This window comes from Marinobacter suaedae, from assembly GCF_030519635.1.
Lineage (GTDB): Bacteria > Pseudomonadota > Gammaproteobacteria > Pseudomonadales > Oleiphilaceae > Marinobacter > Marinobacter suaedae.
On the sequence record NZ_JAUMIS010000001.1, the window covers coordinates 495,582 to 513,907 of the forward strand.

The following is an 18,326-nucleotide window of genomic DNA, read 5'->3' on the forward strand; positions in this document are numbered from 1 at the left end:
ATGGGGTTAAAAAATGGGTTCGCCGGTGGCTTTGACCGCATAAAACAGGCAGTCGCTCTTCGCAATCACCGGATTGGTAGTGATCATAAAAGCTTTGATCGCCTGGGCGGGGTAGATCTGTCCATCCTTGATGCGGAGCACCTGTTCCAGGTTCTCGGTCCGGTTGTGGCCGATGGCTGTGAGTATGCTGAGGCCCTTGTTACCAATCCAGCCCAGGGGCTCATCCGGGGAAACCACGCCAAAATTGCGGTGCTCAATGTCAGGAGGAAACGTCAGATCCGCATGGCCGGAGGGTTCAGGCCGGTATTCGATGGTCGCTTCAGGCGCGAGCTCCACCCGAATCGGATTTCGCAGTACAGCGACCTCCCAGTCCGCCTTTTCCAGCGACAACACGTCCGGTTTTGAGGTGTACCGGACAAGCCCCTCATACGCCAGTTGATGAGCGTGTTCGTCCTGGGCGCCACCACACTCGATGGTTACCGTCGGTACCTCCTGTTCGGAATATTCCATCAACGCACCCAGGCGAAGATCCGTCATGATCAGCCGGTCGGTAAAGAGCGAGGTCAGTGCCTGGTGAGCGGCGTCATTGGTAATGGTCACCGCAAAGGCAGGCCCCGTGCCTGAGGTGTTGTGCACATCCAGCAGGCATTCGGGCCTTGCATTGCGAAGCTCAGCCAGCATGGCCCGGGCGATGGCACCCTCTTCCCCTTCGAACGGTTCCTTGAAACACCGGTTCAGATCGAGCCCCTCGGGCAGCTGGCGCAGCGAAAACATGGGTGGAATCTTCGCGGGATATACCCCTCCCAGGACAAACAGCATGTTGACCTCGGGGGTGCGCTGTTCGAGCAGCCACCGGTGAAGCGCAAACAGGCCCGAAGGCTCATTACCGTGTAGAAGCGTTGCCATGGCCCGGGTGCGGGAACGATCACGACCGGCAACACGAACCACCGTGGGCTTGTTCAGTCGGTCCAGCCACTCAAGGGGGGAGCGGCCCAATGTGCGGGGCGACGGATTGTTCAGATAATCCAGTACGTTCAGATTGCTCACGTCGACAACGACCATTCGTGCAGCGGCCGGTTTTCCTTCTGGTTGGCCATGTATATAGACAGCATGCTCCGGAACGCCTCATCGGGGGTCTGGGACACCTGGAATGACTCGGTGATATGGCGCTGCCAGCGGGCGCCAGACATGTTGGATTCAATCCGGCCCTCGATGATTCCCAGCAGGCGGTGTATTTCCGCCTCGTCCACGTCGGTCTGTTTCAGGGCTTCCCGGGCCCGCGGCAGCAGTTCGCGGGCTACGCTTAACAACGGCGTGTCCTGCAACTGAACCTGATTCTTGTGTGGCCAGATGATCTCAGCGCCGATGCCGTACTTGGCGGCCCGATAGAAATTGTGCTCGGTGTAGTGGAAAGGGAGTATCGAGGTCAGGTGATGAATGTCATCGAGCACCGCCAACGCCGCCCCGATCACGAACAGCCCGTTCGCACACATATCAACGGCGGTGGGCCCTGCCGGCATGGAACGAATCTCGATCCGCAGATGCCCCCCTTCAGTGTGATCATAGATGGCCCGGTTCCAGGGCCAGGTGGTGCCCTGGTGCAAGCGCAGTTCGGTTAGTTTCGGCACTTCCCCGCAGTCAATCACGGCCATCGGGTCTTCGTCCGACATCAGCGGAATGATGGGGGGATACAGCGATGCCGAAGCTGCGAACAGCTCCCAGGCGCCCCTGGCCCAGCCGTTTCCGTAATACACCCTGGGTGGGTGCCGCCAGGTTTTATGATTGGGGGATCGGCTGTCGATGGATTGCTTGAACAGCGCAATACGGGTTTCGTCCCATAAATGATGACCAAACAGGCTGGGGGAATTGCTGGACAGCGCGAGGGCAATCGGCGTGACGAGCTGGACCGCATTGAAATAATCGGCGAAGCGGTTAGCGGGCACCCGCCAATGCAGCTGAAACGAGGTATTGGCGCCCTCCATGTACACATCGTCGACCTCCAGATCAATGACATCATTACCGCCGATGTGGATGCTGAACGGCTCACCTCGTTGCTCGATCAGCGCTTTGGATAACGCATGGTAGCGGGGTTCGTCCGTCATCACCTCCGGTCCCATGTCGGCCTGGCGAAGCGTGGGCAAGATGCCGATTGGCACCAGTTCCCCGTCGAGTGATGCAGCGTGCTGGTTTATTCGTTGAATGGCCGAGAGCAGCTCCTGCTCTGTCCGGGCGAACGGATCGCCTTTGAAAGCCTGGGGGCTGAGGTTGTATTCGAGATTGAAGCGGTTGAGTTCAACAGTCAGTTGGGGATCCTGAACCCTGGCCGCAATTTCCGTGTTGATAGGCTGAACCCGAAGATCCGGGTTGACGATGTAGAACTCGACCTCGGCACCAATGGAAGCCTTTCCCTCACCAAAGCCGGGCCGGTTCAGAAGACGAGTCAGTGCGCTGAGATCCGTCCGGACCTTGGCCGCAAAACGCTCAAACTCCTCCGCCGAAAACTCCGTTCTGTTAATCGACAGTCCCACGGTTACTTTGCCCCTCGCACTGACTTATCTTGATAGTAGTGGAAGGGACGCGCCATCCCAAAACCGTTAATCCGCGGATGACAAGGGCGGTGGGAAATCCAGGACACGGGTGTCTATCGATGCAGGCGGTTCACAAGAGCGGCCCTGATGCAGCAGGACCTGCTGCAATTCCAGAACCGAGTCGTACATCATTGCCTGAATTTCCAATAACGCCTTCATGGGACTACCAGCGACCCGCCGCTTGGCTTCAATCACGAACTGAAGTCCACGCAGCCGGGTCTGGTTGGCCTCGGAACTGCCGCGGATGCAGTCCTCAATCAGTTCGGATCGTAATTTTTCGAAGCCTTCCGGATCACGCTGAGCCAGGTCCTTGAGCTCATCAAATGATGGCAACTCCATAACTTTCCTCCTTCCCTGGATTCAAGTAACAGGTACTGCACCATTCCTGTCCAAGGCTCCGCTTTGGCAGAGATCAAGCGGAGACCACTCATTTCAGTTAAGTCCTGGCCGGTGACGAAATCAAGGGAGTTCAGTTCGAAGCGCGGGATTCCGCCCGCCTGATGTAGTAGTTGATGGAGAAGGCGGTCGCACCGTCCAGGTCCTGGTCGCCATCCCGCACTTCGGCCAGTGCATCGGCGAAGCGCCAGTCGTTCCAGGAGGCCAGATCCCGTGCCGCCCAACCTGCCAGCGACGGATGGGTTTGAATCAGCAGCGCATAGCTGTCTGCAATTCGTTGCCGCAGACTGGAACGGTTACGGGCACCTTGTACCGACAGCGCTTTGACGACTTCCACCACGGCATCGGACTCGCGGTCGGCAGCGCCAAGATAATGCTGCTCCAGCCATTCGACGGCCTCTTCACCATCAATTTCGATCAGCGCCGTCGCCCACGCCGAAAGATTGAGTGTGATGCCGAGCTGCGCCCGGCTCTCCATGGCCTGGCGTATGATTTGCTCTTCCTCCGGCCGCGCATCCACACCCAGCAGCAGAATGTAGAGCGCATGCCACTCGATATACTTCAGGTTGCCCAGGAAACGATGAACCTGAGTGGCGGGCACGACACTGTCAGCCTCACGGATCGTATCGTAGGAAGACTGCCCGACTTCCAGATAGGCAAGTTTGTGAATACTTTCATCCTCGCTGGCAAGATACGGCACAAAGAACCTGGCCCGACTCTCCACTCGTGCCGTCCGGTTCCAGGCTGGCGCCCGCTTCACGATTTTCCGCACGATGTCCTGGTAGGCAGGGGTTGCGTAACCAGCCGATCGCCACTCGTTTTTCGAGGCGTCGAAGACCAATGCCACGGAGTCCCCGGGCCTGAGCGCCAGGCGTTTGCGTGTCGTACTGGGGAGGAACAGATCAATCGGTGGTGCTTCAACGTCATCTTTGAGTACTTCAACCACCGAGTACGAAAACGGCTTGTCCGGGTTTTCACGGGCAAAAACGACCACCTCGGCGTGCAACAGCCGGTCGGTCGCGGTTTCCTCAGGATATGGAATGCAGACCATGCACGCTTCGACACGGCCCACCATGAGCGGCAGGCAGATCAGTGCCAGAGTGACAAAGTAAGGTGAGAGGCGACTCGCCCTCGGCATCACGGCGCTCCCTGGATGAAAGGACCTATTCGTGGCTAACAAACTGTGACTGAGACTGGACAGGCCCGCCTGAAAGAGAGAGTCTCGGGCCAAAACCAGTCACACCAAGTTTAGGCAGAAAATCCACTCCGGGTTCCCAGGGGAGACGTATATTTCTCATGAACACCGCACCGGGGCCCATCAGGGCTGTTCCAACCAATATCATTACCGGCTTTCTCGGCGTCGGAAAAACTTCCGCAATACTGCACTTGCTGAAGCACAAGCCTGAAGAAGAGCGATGGGCCGTACTGGTCAATGAGTTCGGGGAGATTGGTGTCGATGGCAGTCTGTTTGAGGGCCAGCATGAACGGGACCAGGGAGTATTCATCCGCGAGGTGCCGGGTGGCTGCATGTGCTGTGCTTCCGGCCTGCCCATGCAAATTGCCCTGAACCAGCTGCTGGCCCGGGCGCAGCCGGACAGGTTGCTGATTGAACCAGCCGGACTGGGCCACCCCGTCGAGGTGCTACAGGTTCTGTCGGCGGACCATTACCGGGATGTCCTTGCCCTGCAAAAAATCCTGACCCTGGTCGATGCCCGGAAGCTTGCGGATCCGCGCTATACGCAACACGAGACCTTTAACCAGCAGATTTCCATTGCCGATATCGTGATCGGCAATAAGCGCGATCTGTATCAACCGGGTGATGAAGAGCGACTCACCGAATACACCCGTATTCATGCCAGTGCAGAGACACCGACAGTGCTTACCGAGCACGGCATTATCGATATCGACTTACTGCGCGGTCCGACACGCTCGCTGCAGACCGGCGAAACCCACCACCATGCCCACAAGCCTGCCGAACGGCTCTCGGAGGCCCCAATCCCGGATTGTGGTTATTTGAAGGCACACAATCGTGGCGAAGGATACGAGAGCATCGGCTGGCGATTCTCGCCGGAACACTCGTTCAATCACGACAAATTACTCGCCTTCCTGAAGGGGATCGACGCCGACCGTGTGAAAGCAGTGTTTATCACCGACAGTGGCGTCTTTGGCTACAACGCAACGTCTGATGCCTTAACAGAAACGCCTCTGGAAGATTGCCCGGAAAGCCGCATAGAAATTATCGGGACGCGGCTGAGCGATAGCCTTGAAACAGAACTCATGTCTTGCCTGTCGGATCGATAAACGACCCGATTTACTGGCCCAACGACTGAAGGCTGTCCTCGGTTATCTGCTGCCTGAAAGTCCTGGGCGTCACCCCAAACCAATCCTTACAGGCCCGATTAAAGGCGGATTGTTCAGAGTAGCCCAACAAGCCGGCGATCTGACTGAGTTTCAGGTTGGGTTCCGCCAGGTAATGGCGGGCCAGTTTCTGTCGTTCCTCATTCAGCAGCTGCTCATAGGTCACCCCCTCCTGGCCCAGTCGTCGCTGAAGGGTTCGTTTGTGCATGTTCAGGTGTGAAGCAATGGTTTCGCTGCTGCATTTACCCGTGGGTAACAGGGTGTTGACCAGGCGCGTCACATCCTCGGCCAGGGTCATGGCATTAGGGGCCTGCTGGGAGGCAAGGTACTGCTCAGCCAGCTGCCAAGTCTGGTGATCGGCGCTGGCCAGAGGGATATCGAACACATCAGGGCTCAGACAAAACCCACACCAGCTGTCGTTAAAATGGGGCGTACAATGAAAAACTTCCCGGTAGGCCGCTTCGGCACCGGCCCTCGGATGTTTGAAGTGTACGCTGAGGGGGTCAAAACACTCCCCGCACAGCAGCTTCATCGCCTGCATGGAGTTGGAGAGGCTGAGTTCGTAGGCCTGGGGGCGATAGCCGCCGGCGTCGGCGTCATCGATGAGGAAGGCAAATCGAACACGTTGATCGTCACCGCTGCCCTCCACCGTTTTGCTCAGTCCCAACGCCGGGCTGTGCAAATGCAGGTAGCGTGCGATGCTGTTGATGGCATCGCCCACGGTATCGGCGCTGCGGGCAATGACGCTGACCGGCCCGAGAATATCCATACCCTGGTATTCCGCCAGTTTCAGACCAAACTCCGGGTAGTTAAGTTCAAGGGCGGTGTCCTCGAGCAGTGCCGACAGATGCCGGTAGACGATGAACGAGCGGTCATCACGATGCTCCGCCGGAGGAATGCGGTACTTGCCAAGCAACGGCAATGGGTCCCCGCCCCGCAGCCGGACCAGCTGGTCAAATCCTCTGAGATTGGTTGCCCGAATCAGATGGGTCACGATGCCTCCTGTCCCAATATGTCAAAAAAATGTCCCGATTCGTCAATATTGTCAAGGGACCCTTTGACATAGTAAGAACTCATCCGTCGGAAAATTAACAACAAGGAGACGACCATGAGTGCGGAGCACTACGACATCATTATCATCGGTGCCGGCCTTTCCGGGGTTGGCACGGCCTGCCGTATCGCCCAGCAGCACCCGGACAAAAGCCTGGCCATTCTCGAGCGCCGGGACCGGATGGGGGGCACCTGGGATCTGTTCCGCTACCCAGGCATCCGCTCTGACTCCGACATGGCCAGCTTCGGCTACAACTTCAAGCCGTGGTACTCCGATACCGTTCTCGCCAAGGGCCCGGACATTCGTCATTACGTGAAGGAAACCGCCGAAGAGTTTGGCCTTTACGACAAGTTGAAGTTTGGCCTCAAACTCGACACCGCGAACTGGTCCAGCACCGACCAGCGCTGGACGCTCTCTGCCCTGCACGAACCCAGCGGCAAAACCCGAACCTTTACCTGCAACTTCATCGTCAACTGTGCCGGCTACTACAACTTCGATCACGGTTACCGGCCGCACTTCGACGGTGAGGAATCCTTCAAGGGCGAAATACTCCACCCCCAGCAGTGGCCTGAAAATCTCGAATACACGGGCAAAAAAGTGGTGGTGATCGGCAGTGGCGCCACGGCCATCACTGTGGTGCCTGCCATGGCAGACAAAGCCGCCAAGGTGACCATGTTGCAGCGTTCCCCCAGCTACATCATGGCCATGCCCGACACGGATAAAATCTCCATGTTTCTGGGTAAGATACTGCCCAAACGCTGGGTCTTCCTGCTGGCCCGCAAGCGCAACATCCTGATCCAGCGCGCCCTGTACCTGGCCTGCCAGCGCTGGCCAGAGCGTGCCCGCAAGCTGCTGATCAACCACATGCATAAGCAGGCACCAAACGTCGATATCCGCCACTTCACCCCGGATTACATGCCCTGGGATCAACGACTGTGCGCAGCGCCGGACGGCGACTTTTTTGAAAGCCTGAAGTCCGGTAAAGCTGAAATGGTGACAGACCATATCGAGCGTTTTGACGAAACCGGCATTGTGCTGAAGTCCGGTGAGCACCTGGACGCCGATATCATCGTCGCCGCCACTGGCCTGGATGTTCAGTTGATGGGCGGGCTGAAGCTGGAAATGGATGGCGTGCCGGTGCCCCTGACCCAGAAGCTGAGCTACAAGAGCATCATGATCCAGGACGTGCCCAACTATGGCTGGATTTTCGGGTACACCAACGCCCCTTGGACACTGAAGTGCGACATCGGCGGTCAGTATTTGTGCCGGCTGTTCGAGCACATGGATGAACATGGCTTTACCGTGGCGACCGCGGTGGACGAGCACAACAGCTGGACGGACACTGGTGTGCTGGATAACTTCGCCCCCGGTTACATCCGTCGTGCCGCCGACAGAATGCCACGCCAGGGCAAGGCGCCCCCCTGGCAGGTGACCATGCACTACGGCAAGGACAAGAAAATGCTGGTTGAGGACCCGGTGGACGATGGCGTGCTGGTATTCCAGACGGGGTCCGAGGCGGCCGCAAAGACCGACAGTGACCAGTGGGCGGCAACGGCATGACAAGTAATCCGCGAAAACTCGATGGTCTCGCGAGGCCCGACGATGACAAGCCCCCGGTGCTGCTCGTGCATGGCATGTGGAGCACCGATGAGACACTCCATGAGCTGCGTGACGCCTTCGCACAGGAGGGCTATCCGGTAACAGCCCTGCGCCTGCCTTACCATTGCCCCAAGGCCGAACACACTGAAGTCACCCGGGCGAAACTGGCCCGGGCGCGGCTTGAAGATTATGTCGGATGCATTGTCGAGGCGGTGCAGAAGCAGCAATCCCCACCGATTCTGGTGGGGCATTCCATGGGCGCCCTGCTGGCCCAGCTGACTGCCGCGAGGGTGCCCTGCGAACGCCTCATCTTGCTGTCATCGGCTGCACCGGCGGGCATCAATGGCTGGGGCCTGTCGGTATTCCGCACCCTGGGGGCGAACCTGCTGCGTTTCCCGATGTGGGAGCGGGTGACAGAAATCGGACTGAAGAATATCCGCTACGGCGTTGCCAATGCCCAGAGTCCGGCACTGCAGGAGGAAATCTTCGACAGCACCACCTACGAATCGGGTATGGCAACGTTCCAGATCAGCATGGGCCCTATTCTTCGCAGCCGCTCCGCCGCCCACGTTCAAGTAGAGCGCATTCAGTGCCCGGTACTGATCATCGGTGGCACGGAGGACCGAATCACCCCCATTCGCATCCAGCGAAGCATTGCGAAACGGTTTGGAGACCAGGCCACGACGGTCGAAATCAAGGGATGCTGCCACTGGACCATTGCCGGGAAACACTTCCCGCAAATCCGATCAGCCCTGTTCCACTGGCTGGAGGCTCGAGCCAAAGCGTAGAACGCTAGATCAGGTAACGCACCAGGCCAGCCGCCGCAATACCGGCGGCAATGGCCGGCAGGGGCTTTTTCAGCAACAGCATCATCACAGCCGTGACGGTCAGCGCCGCCAACGCGCCGGCGTCGCCGGCAACGGCCATGGGCACCACAATGGCGATCAACACCGAGCTCGCCATGGTATTGATGAAGCTTTCCACCCGGGGGCTGATGCGCAGGTAGGACATGATGAACACGCCGCCGAAACGGGTGGCGACGGTGACGAGGGTCATGATGGCGATCAGCGCCAACGTGCCGGCAACGGTGGTCTCGATGGTCACTGCGCCCCCTCCTCTGCATCGGCTTTGCTGGCAGGCGACTTTTCCAGCCAGAAATAGCCAACCACACCGCCAGCCAGTGCACCAATCACTACATGGGTGTGCGGCGGCAACCACTTCCATGCGGCCAGAGACGCGACGCCAGCCACGGCCCAGGCGGTGAGCGTACGAACGGATTTCTGCTTGCCGCCCAGTGCCATGGCCAGCAGGAAACAACCCAGCACCATATCCATCCCCAGGCTTTGGGGATCGGTCAGCAAGCCACCAAAGTACACGCCCAGCCAGGTGCCGACGATCCAGGCCAGCCAGAGTACCAGTCCGCCGCCAATAATAACTTCCAGATTGCGTCGGCCGTTCTGGTAATCCTGTGCCGACACCGCCCAGTTGGCATCGGTCAGCAGGAGCAACAAACCGTAGCGCTTGCCGGGGCTCAGATCCTTCAGCATGGGGTAAAGGGAGGCCCCCATCAGCAGGTGACGGGAGTTGATGGCAAACACCACCGCTATCAACGGCAACACTGAAACCTCGCCATTCCACATATCAATGGCCGCAAACTGGGAAGCCCCCGCAAACACCGCCGAACTCATCAGAAGTGCTTCCAGCGGAAGAATTCCTTTCTGGGTAGCCGCAAGACCAAAGGCAGCACCGAACGCCACCACGAACAGGGAGATGGGAAAGAGGCGGACAAACTCCTGACCGATCCGATGCGGCTGGAGTTGATAGGAAAACGAGGATGCAGTCATCACGGGACGTTATGTGAGATTACGTAGGGAGCGAATAGGTAAATGCCGAATTTTATCCCGACTCGATGGAACCAAACGGAAAAAACCAGTTACAAAATCGTTCGCAAAAATTATTTTTCCGTTTAACAGTGAGTTACAAAGCCCGCCCCGGAACATCGACCAATTGATTAACTTTTGTTCGTTGACCTCGCCAAAAAAAGTGAATAGCTTGTCGATCGTCCGGCCCCAAAAGGGCAAACCCGGAACACCGGGTGGACCAATGAAATCAGTGAACCGGCCAAAAGCCGGAAGACAACAACAAGATAGCCACTCAAGTCGTGATCCGGCCAGGTGGAAAGGATTTCAGTCATGTCAAAAACAACAGTCCTCGTACGTCCTACGGGCAGCCCTGCGTCTGCAGCACGCTCCCGGTTCCAACCGTTTCCAATGGCCGTCCCGGCCACCAGCTCTTCGAGTATCGATCGCCCCCGGGCCTGTATTTCGATTTAACGGCTACCTGACCAAAGCCTGAACTCGAACCGAATTCGCACCCGGCGCACTCTGACTCTGCGCCCGTGCCCTCATTTTGTCTGGAAACGGTGAACACCATGCAAGAGAAACAACTGCGTAACGCCAGTCTGAGCGATGTCTGGGAAAAAGAATCCGGCGCCGTCTACATGAACGGCAGTCAGGCGCTGGCACGCCTGCCCCTGCTTCAGGCCCAGCTCGACAAGGCCAACGGCCAGAACACCGCCGGCTTCATCTCCGGTTATCGCGGCTCGCCACTGGGCGGCTTCGACAAGGTCCTCTGGACCGCGCGCGACTACCTCAAGCAGAAGAACATCCACTTCCTGCCGGGCATCAACGAAGACCTCGGCGCGACCGCCGTGTGGGGTTCCCAGCAGGTGAATATTTTCGAAGGCGCCGAGTACGATGGCGTCTTTGGTCTGTGGTACGGCAAGGGCCCGGGCGTTGACCGCACCGGAGACGTTTTCAAGCACGCCAATGCTGCAGGCACTTCCCGCTTTGGCGGTGTTCTGGCGGTAGCGGGCGACGACCATGCCTGCAAATCCTCCACCCTGCCTCACCAGAGCGACTACGCCTTCATGGATGCCGGCATGCCGGTACTGAATCCGGCCGGCATTCAGGACATTCTGGACATGGGCCTGTATGGCTGGGCCATGTCACGCTTCAGCGGCTGCTGGGTTGGTTTCAAAGCCCTGGCGGAGAACATGGATTCATCCATTTCCGCCAATCTGGACCTGAGCCGCATCGATATCAAAATCCCCCGGGATTTCCAGATGCCCGAAGGTGGCCTGAACTCCCGCTGGCCGGACAAGCCCATGCAGCAGGAAGAACGCCTGCACCGCTACAAGCTGGAAGCCGCCAAGGCCTTCTGCCGCGCCAACCGCCTGGACAAAACCGTTCTGTCCGCCAGCCAGCCCAAGCTCGGCATTGTGACCACCGGCAAGGCCTATCTGGACGTTATCCAGGCGCTGGCCGACCTGGGTCTGGGTGAGCAGGAGCGCGAAGCCATTGGCCTGTCCGTCTACAAGGTGGCCATGCCCTGGCCGCTGGAGCCAGAGGGTATTTACGAATTCGCGTCCGGCCTGGAAGAAATTCTGGTGGTTGAGGAAAAACGCGGCCTGATCGAGGACCAGCTCAAAACCCAGCTCTACAGCTGGCAGGACGCTCAGCGCCCGCTGGTGATCGGCAAGTGCAACGAGAAAGGCGAAGAGCTGCTGCCGGTCATCTCCGAACTGACCCCGGCCATGGTGGCCCGCGCCATCGCCTCCCGCCTGGGTGACCGCGTATGTAACGACCAGCTGCATCGTCGCCTGAACTTCCTGACCGAAAAGGAAAACAGCCTGGCCCAGCCGAAAGATCGTCTGGACCGGACACCGCACTTCTGCTCCGGCTGCCCCCACAACACCTCTACCCAGGTGCCTGAAGGCAGCCGTGCCCTCGGCGGTATTGGTTGCCATTACATGGCCACCTGGATGGAACGGGGCACCGACACCTTTACCCAGATGGGCGGTGAAGGCGTCACCTGGCTTGGCCAGGCACCGTTCACCAAAGAAAAGCACGTGTTCCAGAACCTGGGTGACGGCACCTACTTTCACTCCGGCCTGCTGGCCATCCGTGCCGCGATTGCCTCCGGTTCCAACATCACCTACAAGATCCTGTACAACGATGCGGTGGCCATGACCGGCGGCCAGCCGGTGGACGGCACCCTGACAGTGCAGCAAATCAGTCACCAGCTCTACGGTGAAGGTGTTCGCCGCATTGCGGTGGTGAGCGACGAGCCGGACAAGTACCCGTCCCGGGCGGATTTTGCCGATCGCACCACCTTCCACCACCGGGATGACCTGGATGCACTCCAGCGCGAAATGCGTGAGATCGAAGGCTGCTCCGTCATCATCTACGACCAGACCTGTGCCGCTGAGAAGCGTCGTCGCCGAAAGCGCGGCACCATGGAGGACCCGGATCAGCGCGTGATGATCCACTCCGATGTGTGCGAAGGCTGTGGTGACTGCGGTATCCAGTCCAACTGCCTGTCCATCCTGCCGAAGGAAACCGGGGAAGGCCGCAAGCGCACCATCGACCAGTCCGCCTGTAACAAGGACTTCTCCTGCGTGCGCGGCTTCTGCCCGAGCTTTGTCACCGTCAAGGGCGGCAAGCTGAAGAAGCCGGCCGGTGTCAGCGCTGATGTGGATTTCCCGGAACTCCCTGAGCCGGTGGCCGTGGATGGCAACAACCCTTACGGCATCCTGCTGACCGGCGTGGGCGGTACCGGTGTGGTGACCGTCAGTGCCCTGCTGGGTATGGCCGCGCACCTGGAAGGCAAAGGCGTATCGGTGCTGGACCAGACTGGCCTGGCGCAGAAGTTCGGCGCTGTGGTCAGCCACATCCGCATCAGCGACAAGCAGGAAGACATCCACGCCGTGCGCATCCCGGCCGGCGAAGCCGACCTGATGCTGGCGTTCGATCTGATGGTTGCGGCTACTGACGATGCCCTGGCCAAGCTGGACAACCGTTTCTCCCGCTGCGTGGTCAACGTGGAAGAAGCCATGCCGGCGGCCTTCACCCGTAACCCGGACATCCAGTTCCCGGGCGAGTCCATGGAGCAGAGCATCCGCGAAGCCTGCCGCGAAGACGGCGGCCACTTCCTGGACGCCGGCAAGCTCGCCAAGGCCCTGATGGGTGACAACATGGCGGTGAACCTGTTCACCGTTGGCTTCGCTTACCAGAAAGGCCTGCTGCCATTGAGCGCCGCTTCTATTGAGCGGGCCGTTGAGTTGAACAACGCCGCCGTTGAAAAGAACAAGCAGGCGTTCCTGTGGGGCCGCCGGGCGGCTCACGATCTGGACCGGGTCAAAGAGCTGGCCTTCCCGAAGCCCAAGGGCGACGTGGTGCAGATCATGGAAACCACCGACCAGCTGATCCGTCGCAAGATGGACTTCCTGACCGAGTACCAGAACGCGGCGCTCGCCAAGCGCTACGAGAAGCTGGTGCGCCAGGCGGAAGCCCGCATTGCCAAGCAACTGGGCAGTGACCCGGTACTGCTGCGCACCATCGCGGAAAACTACGCCAAGGTGCTCGCCTACAAGGACGAGTACGAAGTCGCACGCCTGTTCAGCAACGGCAGCCTGCGCAAACAACTGGCGGAAGAGTTCGAGGGTGACGTGGAACTGGAGTTCAATCTGGCTCCGCCCATCTTCAGCCGCGCCAAAAACGGCGAGCGCCCCAAGAAGATCAAGTTCGGCCCCTGGATGGAAAAAGTGTTTGCCCTGCTCGCCAGAGCAAAAGGTCTGCGCGGCACGCCGCTGGATCCGTTTGGCTACACCGCCGATCGCCGCCTGGAGCGCAAGCTCATCCGTGAATACGAGGGCGATGTCAGCTGGGTACTGAAGCACCTGAGCAAAGACCACGCCGACGCCGCCCGTGCCCTGGCCAACCTGCCCGCGAAGATCCGCGGCTATGGCCCGGTCAAGGAAAAAGCCTACGAGGCCACCCGCAAGGAGCGGTCCCAGCTGCGTGCGGAACTGAACCCGAACGCACGGGAACATCAACAAATCGCAAACGCTGCGGTCTAACAACAAGAACCAGCCACCGCAGGCCCCACAAGGGTAGCGGTGGCATTACGAGAAAGGTGAAACGACATGAACGTATTCAGCCATCCCGAATTCGACAACCATGAGCATCTGTCCTTTTTCTGTGATCCGGAAACCGGACTGAAAGCCATCGTTGCCGTTCACAACACCTCTCGCGGCCCTGCCCTCGGCGGCTGCCGGATGTTCCCCTACGCCTCGGACGAGGAAGCCCTGCGCGACGTACTGCGTCTGTCCAAGGGCATGACCTACAAGTCCGCTCTGGCCAACCTGGACCTGGGCGGCGGCAAGTCCGTGATCATCGGCGACCCGCGCAAGCACAAGACCGAAGCGCTGCTGGAAGCCATGGGCAAGCACCTGGACGGCCTTGGCGGCCAGTACATTGCCGCCGAAGATTCCGGCACCAGCGTCGCGGACCTGAAAGTCATGGGCCGTCACACCCGGCACGTGGCCGGCATCGTTGAGCGCACGGGCATCGATGGTCGCCCGTGCAACGGTGATCCGTCACCGGCGACCGCCTACGGTACCTTCATCGGCCTGAAGGCGGCGGTGAAGCACAAGCTTGGCCGTGACGACCTGAACGGTCTGAAAGTCGCCATTCAGGGTATCGGCAACGTGGGCTTCCGCCTGGCCAAGCATCTGGCCGAGGCCGGTGCCCAGCTGTGGGTGTACGACATCCATGAGGACAACATGAAGCGTGCGGTAGACGAACTGGGTGCCAAGCCGGCTGCGGCTGAGGACATCCTGACCCTGCCGGTGGACGTGATTGCCCCATGTGCCATGGGTGCCGTCCTGAACGACAACAGCATCCCCGAGATCAAGGCCTCTGTGATCGCCGGTGCGGCCAACAACCTGCTGGAGCGTCCGGATCACGACCAGGCCCTGAAAGACCGTGGCATTCTGTATGCCCCGGATTACGCCATCAACGCCGGCGGCATTATCGATGTGTTCTACGAGCGCACTTTCGGCTCCGCCGAGAAGTCCCGCGCCCACGTGGAAACCATTGGTGACACTCTGGCGGAGATCTTCCGTCGCTCCGACGACAGCGGCCGCCCGACGGGCGCGATCGCCAATGAACTCGCTGAAGAGCGATTCAAGAAGCACGTTGCCCGTGTCAGCACCCTGCCCGAGCGCCTCGCTCGCGCAGGCTAATCACCGGTAACTAAATCTTTGAGGCTGTGTCCGTCACAGCCTCTGTTTCCCCATACAAAAACAAGTACTAGCAGGAGACATTTATGTCCGTTTCACAATCCGGCAGCACTACCTATACCGGAGCGCAGGAAGGCGCCAATGCCGCGCGTGGCCTCTGGTCCTCACGCCTGGCCTTTATCCTGGCGGCCACCGGTTCCGCGGTAGGCCTTGGTAACATCTGGAAGTTCCCCTACATCACCGGTGAACACGGTGGCGGTGCGTTTGTCCTGGTTTATCTGCTCTGTATTGCAGTAGTCGGTATCCCCATCATGATGGGTGAAGTGCTGATTGGTCGCCGTGGCGGTCGCAGCCCGGTGAACAGCATTCGCTTGATCGCCGAGCGCGACAAACTCAACCCCATGTGGCGCATGATCGGTGCCGTGGGTGTACTCGCCGGCTTCCTGATCCTGTCCTTCTACTCCGTGATTGGCGGCTGGGCTGCCTCCTACGTTGGCACGGCGGCCAGCGGCCAGCTGGTGGGCCAGTCTGCCGACGCCATCGGCGCCATCTTCTCCGGCCTGCTGAGCGACCCGCTCACCCTGCTGATGTGGCATACCGTATTCATGGCGCTGGTCATGGTGGTGGTAGCCCGCGGCGTTCGTTCTGGTCTTGAGCGTGCTGTCAGCATCCTGATGCCCGGCCTGTTCGTGCTGCTGCTTCTGGTGGTTGGCTACGCCATGACCACCGGTGAGTTTGGCCGTGCAGCGGCGTTCCTGTTCCAGCCGGACTTCTCCAAGCTGACCACCTCCGGTGTTCTGGTTGCCCTTGGCCACGCCTTCTTCACCCTCAGCCTGGGTATGGCGGTGATGATGGCCTACGGCTCTTACCTGCCGAAGAAAGTGTCCATCGCCAAGACCTCCATCACCGTGTCCATCATCGACACCGGTGTAGCGCTGCTGGCTGGCCTGGCGATCTTCCCGATCGTGTTCGCCAACGGCCTGGAGCCGGGCGCTGGTCCTGGCCTGATCTTCCAGACCCTGCCGCTGGCGTTTGGCCAGATGCCGATGGGCAGCCTGTTCGGCACCCTGTTCTTCGTACTGCTGATCTTCGCCGCATGGACGTCTGGCATCTCCCTGCTGGAGCCGATTGTTGAGTGGCTGGAAGAGCAAAAAGGCATGAACCGCACCGTGAGCACCCTGGGTGCTGGCCTGGTGTGCTGGGCGCTGGGTATTGCGTCGATCCTGTCGCTGAACCTGTGGTCCGACTTCGCACCGCTGGGCGCGTTCGCCATGTTCGAAGGCAAGACCATCTTCGACCTGCTCGACTTCTTCACCGCCAACATCCTGCTGCCGCTGGGTGGCCTGATGGTCGCTGTCTTCGTCGGCTGGGTCATGTCCAGCCAGGCTGTGAAGAACGAGCTGTCACTGTCCGAACCGATGTTCCGTCTGTGGTACACCACTGTTCGGTACTTCACCCCGGTCGCGGTTGCAGCGGTGTTTATCTACAACCTGCTGTAAGCCTCCCGGCCATGAAAAAGCCCGCTTTCGAGCGGGCTTTTTTGATTGGGCTGACGCGGTAAATGTTTCGGTTCGAATGGTCATGTCACCATCACGTCGCCGAGAAATGACTCAATAAATTGGCTGCTCGGGTCGCAAAGCGAACATTCAGGGTGTGTCGTCAACCACAGGCAGATCAACCCAGAATACCGCCCCTCTACCTTCCGTTGACTCGAAGTCGATCTTGTAGATGCCGGTTCTGCGTTGAGCTCGTTTGGGCGGGCAAATGACCGCATCTGTGGATTTGTTTTCTTCAGGTTTCAGATGCCGGCATGGTTTCAAACACTACGGTGCTTGAATGAGGCAGATCCCAGCTGACGGCTCTTGAGGCATACAGACTGATTTCTGGGGTGAAGACTTCCGGATCATCCAACGTCGATGCGACAATAAAAGTCATGTCAGGCATCAGCTCACCGGTTTTGTAAACTTGTGATCCGCAATCGACGCAAAAGTAATTTGAGACCGTTGCTCCCGAATCAGCGGTGACAGAATGTTGTTTTACCTGGCCTTCCACACGTACTTGATCGTTGGGAACCACCAACAAGGATAGGTGCCCATTTCCGCTGAGTTTTCGGCAATCTGTGCAGTGACAGTTTCCAGAAAACACCGGTTCCACGCTGCCCTGGTATGCCACCGAACCACAAAGACAGCGTCCTGAGATATTTTTCACGAGCAATGCTCCCGATTATTGAAAACTCTTTGCCAGCGCAGACACTTTGTGAAGACAGAACGCCCGGGCTCAGCGGCCGATTGTTGCTCAGGTCACTCGTAAAGCGAGCCACCTCCGAGCTGATGGTAGACGATGGGTATGAAGTCTTTTTCCGACCATGAAGCAACCCTCCCCCACTTATCGTCGTACTGCTTGGTTGGTTCCGCGGCGATTACCCCATCCAGCGTTTCACCCTGAGAAATAAGTTCCCGGACCCGCTGGGCGACATCCACGATCATGTCCCTGAATTGAACGACCTCTTCCCGCCCTACCACATCGACTCCATGGCCTGGAATAATTCTGGTATTCGGTCCGGCCAGGCTTATCGCCAGGTCAAGGGCCTCTATGGTCCCGGCCAGCGTGCCGCCATTGTAAACGTCGATAACCGGATAGCTCGTAGTGCGAAAGACGTCGCCAAGGTGAAGGACATTGGATTCGGTGAAATAGACGAAAGTGTCACCATCGGTGTGGGCCGGCGGCGCCAGGAAAACCTTTACCTCTTCTCCATTGAAATGGAAGGTGAGTTGCTCTTTGAAGGTCACAAAGGGACGTGCCGCAGCGGGTGCCTGTGGAAAGAATCCGCCGTTTCCCCGTGGGAACCGGGATCGGCGTTCCAGCATTCGCACCCGCATGTTGTCGTGGGCAAAAATCAGCACGCCACCTGTCGCAAGAGGTTCATTCCCACCAATGTGATCTGGGTGTACATGGGTGTTTATCAAAAAGCGTATCTCGCCGTCACTGAGATCGCGAACGGCGGCTAAAAGCTGCTCGGCATGGGGCTTAAACTGGGAATCGACAAGTAACACGCCCTCTTCACCCACGAAGACGCCGACATTCGCGAATCCGTCAGGCCGCTGAATCATATGGACACGCCCGGCAACGGGGACGGTGCGAAGTTGGACATCAAAAAAACCGTCGGGAACCTGAGCTGAAACGGACAGCGGCATTAACAGGCTGACAAGAAGGGCCAACAGGATCATCTTATTCATTGTTATATCCTTGA

15 protein-coding genes are annotated in these 18,326 nt (G+C 58.9%); 6 read left to right on the forward strand and 9 right to left on the reverse strand.

The window, feature by feature from the left end; translation table 11 throughout:
* Window positions 1-6: 6 nt before the first annotated feature.
* From QVZ43_RS02190 to QVZ43_RS02205, 4 genes are all read right to left on the reverse strand, one after another.
* On the reverse strand, window positions 7-1,047 hold the full coding sequence (locus QVZ43_RS02190; RefSeq protein ID WP_302908695.1) for a M14 family metallopeptidase: 1,041 nt from the start codon (window positions 1,045-1,047) through the stop codon (window positions 7-9).
* Window positions 1,044-2,528, reverse strand: coding sequence for a glutamate-cysteine ligase family protein (locus QVZ43_RS02195; protein ID WP_302908696.1), 1,485 nt, complete (start codon window positions 2,526-2,528; stop codon window positions 1,044-1,046). Before QVZ43_RS02195 ends, QVZ43_RS02190 begins: the two co-directional genes overlap by 4 nt.
* A 66-nt stretch (window positions 2,529-2,594) precedes the next feature.
* Window positions 2,595-2,927, reverse strand: coding sequence for a DUF3135 domain-containing protein (locus QVZ43_RS02200; RefSeq protein WP_223794151.1), 333 nt, complete (start codon window positions 2,925-2,927; stop codon window positions 2,595-2,597).
* A 130-nt stretch (window positions 2,928-3,057) separates the two neighbouring features.
* Window positions 3,058-4,122: a hypothetical protein gene (locus QVZ43_RS02205; protein ID WP_302908697.1), complete on the reverse strand. Its 1,065-nt coding sequence runs from the start codon at window positions 4,120-4,122 to the stop codon at window positions 3,058-3,060.
* A gap of 158 nt (window positions 4,123-4,280) precedes the next feature.
* On the opposite strand from QVZ43_RS02205, the gene QVZ43_RS02210 reads away from it, so the two are divergent.
* Complete coding sequence (locus QVZ43_RS02210; RefSeq protein ID WP_302908698.1) at window positions 4,281-5,285, forward strand: CobW family GTP-binding protein; 1,005 nt, start codon at window positions 4,281-4,283, stop codon at window positions 5,283-5,285.
* Window positions 5,286-5,295: 10 nt separating this feature from the next.
* Here the strand turns inward: QVZ43_RS02210 and QVZ43_RS02215 are convergent, their stop codons facing one another.
* Window positions 5,296-6,336 (reverse strand): AraC family transcriptional regulator, encoded by a 1,041-nt coding sequence (locus tag QVZ43_RS02215; RefSeq protein ID WP_302908699.1) that lies wholly within the window; start codon window positions 6,334-6,336, stop codon window positions 5,296-5,298.
* Window positions 6,337-6,450: 114 nt separating this feature from the next.
* Here QVZ43_RS02215 and QVZ43_RS02220 point away from each other — a divergent pair, with 114 nt between their 5' ends.
* Window positions 6,451-7,953: a flavin-containing monooxygenase gene (locus QVZ43_RS02220; RefSeq protein WP_302908700.1), complete on the forward strand. Its 1,503-nt coding sequence runs from the start codon at window positions 6,451-6,453 to the stop codon at window positions 7,951-7,953.
* Window positions 7,950-8,780, forward strand: coding sequence for an alpha/beta hydrolase (locus tag QVZ43_RS02225; RefSeq protein WP_302908701.1), 831 nt, complete (start codon window positions 7,950-7,952; stop codon window positions 8,778-8,780). Before QVZ43_RS02220 ends, QVZ43_RS02225 begins: the two co-directional genes overlap by 4 nt.
* Before the next feature lie 4 nt (window positions 8,781-8,784).
* Here the strand turns inward: QVZ43_RS02225 and QVZ43_RS02230 are convergent, their stop codons facing one another.
* Together QVZ43_RS02230 and QVZ43_RS02235 are read right to left on the reverse strand one after the other, a co-directional pair.
* Complete coding sequence (locus QVZ43_RS02230; protein WP_302908702.1) at window positions 8,785-9,096, reverse strand: AzlD family protein; 312 nt, start codon at window positions 9,094-9,096, stop codon at window positions 8,785-8,787.
* Window positions 9,093-9,836: an AzlC family ABC transporter permease gene (locus QVZ43_RS02235; RefSeq protein ID WP_302909632.1), complete on the reverse strand. Its 744-nt coding sequence runs from the start codon at window positions 9,834-9,836 to the stop codon at window positions 9,093-9,095. The genes QVZ43_RS02230 and QVZ43_RS02235 overlap by 4 nt, the downstream gene beginning before the upstream one ends.
* A gap of 587 nt (window positions 9,837-10,423) precedes the next feature.
* Between QVZ43_RS02235 and QVZ43_RS02240 the strand changes: the two genes are divergently transcribed.
* The 3 genes from QVZ43_RS02240 (at window position 10,424) to QVZ43_RS02250 (ending at window position 16,575) form a co-directional block, all read left to right on the forward strand.
* Window positions 10,424-13,912, forward strand: coding sequence for an indolepyruvate ferredoxin oxidoreductase family protein (locus QVZ43_RS02240; RefSeq protein ID WP_302908703.1), 3,489 nt, complete (start codon window positions 10,424-10,426; stop codon window positions 13,910-13,912).
* A gap of 66 nt (window positions 13,913-13,978) precedes the next feature.
* Window positions 13,979-15,079, forward strand: coding sequence for a Glu/Leu/Phe/Val family dehydrogenase (locus tag QVZ43_RS02245; protein ID WP_302908704.1), 1,101 nt, complete (start codon window positions 13,979-13,981; stop codon window positions 15,077-15,079).
* 83 nt (window positions 15,080-15,162) lie between these two features.
* Complete coding sequence (locus tag QVZ43_RS02250) at window positions 15,163-16,575, forward strand: sodium-dependent transporter (protein ID WP_302908705.1); 1,413 nt, start codon at window positions 15,163-15,165, stop codon at window positions 16,573-16,575.
* A 292-nt stretch (window positions 16,576-16,867) separates the two neighbouring features.
* Here QVZ43_RS02250 and QVZ43_RS02255 read toward each other — a convergent pair whose 3' ends face one another.
* The gene (locus tag QVZ43_RS02255) at window positions 16,868-17,284 is read right to left on the reverse strand and encodes a GFA family protein (RefSeq protein ID WP_302908706.1); all 417 of its coding nucleotides are present in this window, start codon (window positions 17,282-17,284) and stop codon (window positions 16,868-16,870) included.
* 92 nt (window positions 17,285-17,376) lie between these two features.
* Window positions 17,377-18,312, reverse strand: coding sequence for an MBL fold metallo-hydrolase (locus tag QVZ43_RS02260; protein WP_302908707.1), 936 nt, complete (start codon window positions 18,310-18,312; stop codon window positions 17,377-17,379).
* Between the last annotated feature and the right edge of the window lie 14 nt (window positions 18,313-18,326).

Excerpts from the sequence above, each read along its gene's own strand:
- QVZ43_RS02200 (WP_223794151.1), bottom strand. The coding sequence starts at position 2,927 with ATGGAGTTGCCATCATTTGATGAGCTCAAGGACCTGGCTCAGCGTGAT.
- QVZ43_RS02205 (WP_302908697.1), bottom strand. The coding sequence starts at position 4,122 with ATGCCGAGGGCGAGTCGCCTCTCACCTTACTTTGTCACTCTGGCACTG.
- QVZ43_RS02210 (WP_302908698.1), top strand. The coding sequence starts at position 4,281 with ATGAACACCGCACCGGGGCCCATCAGGGCTGTTCCAACCAATATCATT.
- QVZ43_RS02220 (WP_302908700.1), top strand. The coding sequence starts at position 6,451 with ATGAGTGCGGAGCACTACGACATCATTATCATCGGTGCCGGCCTTTCC.
- QVZ43_RS02225 (WP_302908701.1), top strand. The coding sequence starts at position 7,950 with ATGACAAGTAATCCGCGAAAACTCGATGGTCTCGCGAGGCCCGACGAT.
- QVZ43_RS02235 (WP_302909632.1), bottom strand. The coding sequence starts at position 9,836 with ATGACTGCATCCTCGTTTTCCTATCAACTCCAGCCGCATCGGATCGGT.
- QVZ43_RS02240 (WP_302908703.1), top strand. The coding sequence starts at position 10,424 with ATGCAAGAGAAACAACTGCGTAACGCCAGTCTGAGCGATGTCTGGGAA.
- QVZ43_RS02245 (WP_302908704.1), top strand. The coding sequence starts at position 13,979 with ATGAACGTATTCAGCCATCCCGAATTCGACAACCATGAGCATCTGTCC.
- QVZ43_RS02250 (WP_302908705.1), top strand. The coding sequence starts at position 15,163 with ATGTCCGTTTCACAATCCGGCAGCACTACCTATACCGGAGCGCAGGAA.
- QVZ43_RS02260 (WP_302908707.1), bottom strand. The coding sequence starts at position 18,312 with ATGAATAAGATGATCCTGTTGGCCCTTCTTGTCAGCCTGTTAATGCCG.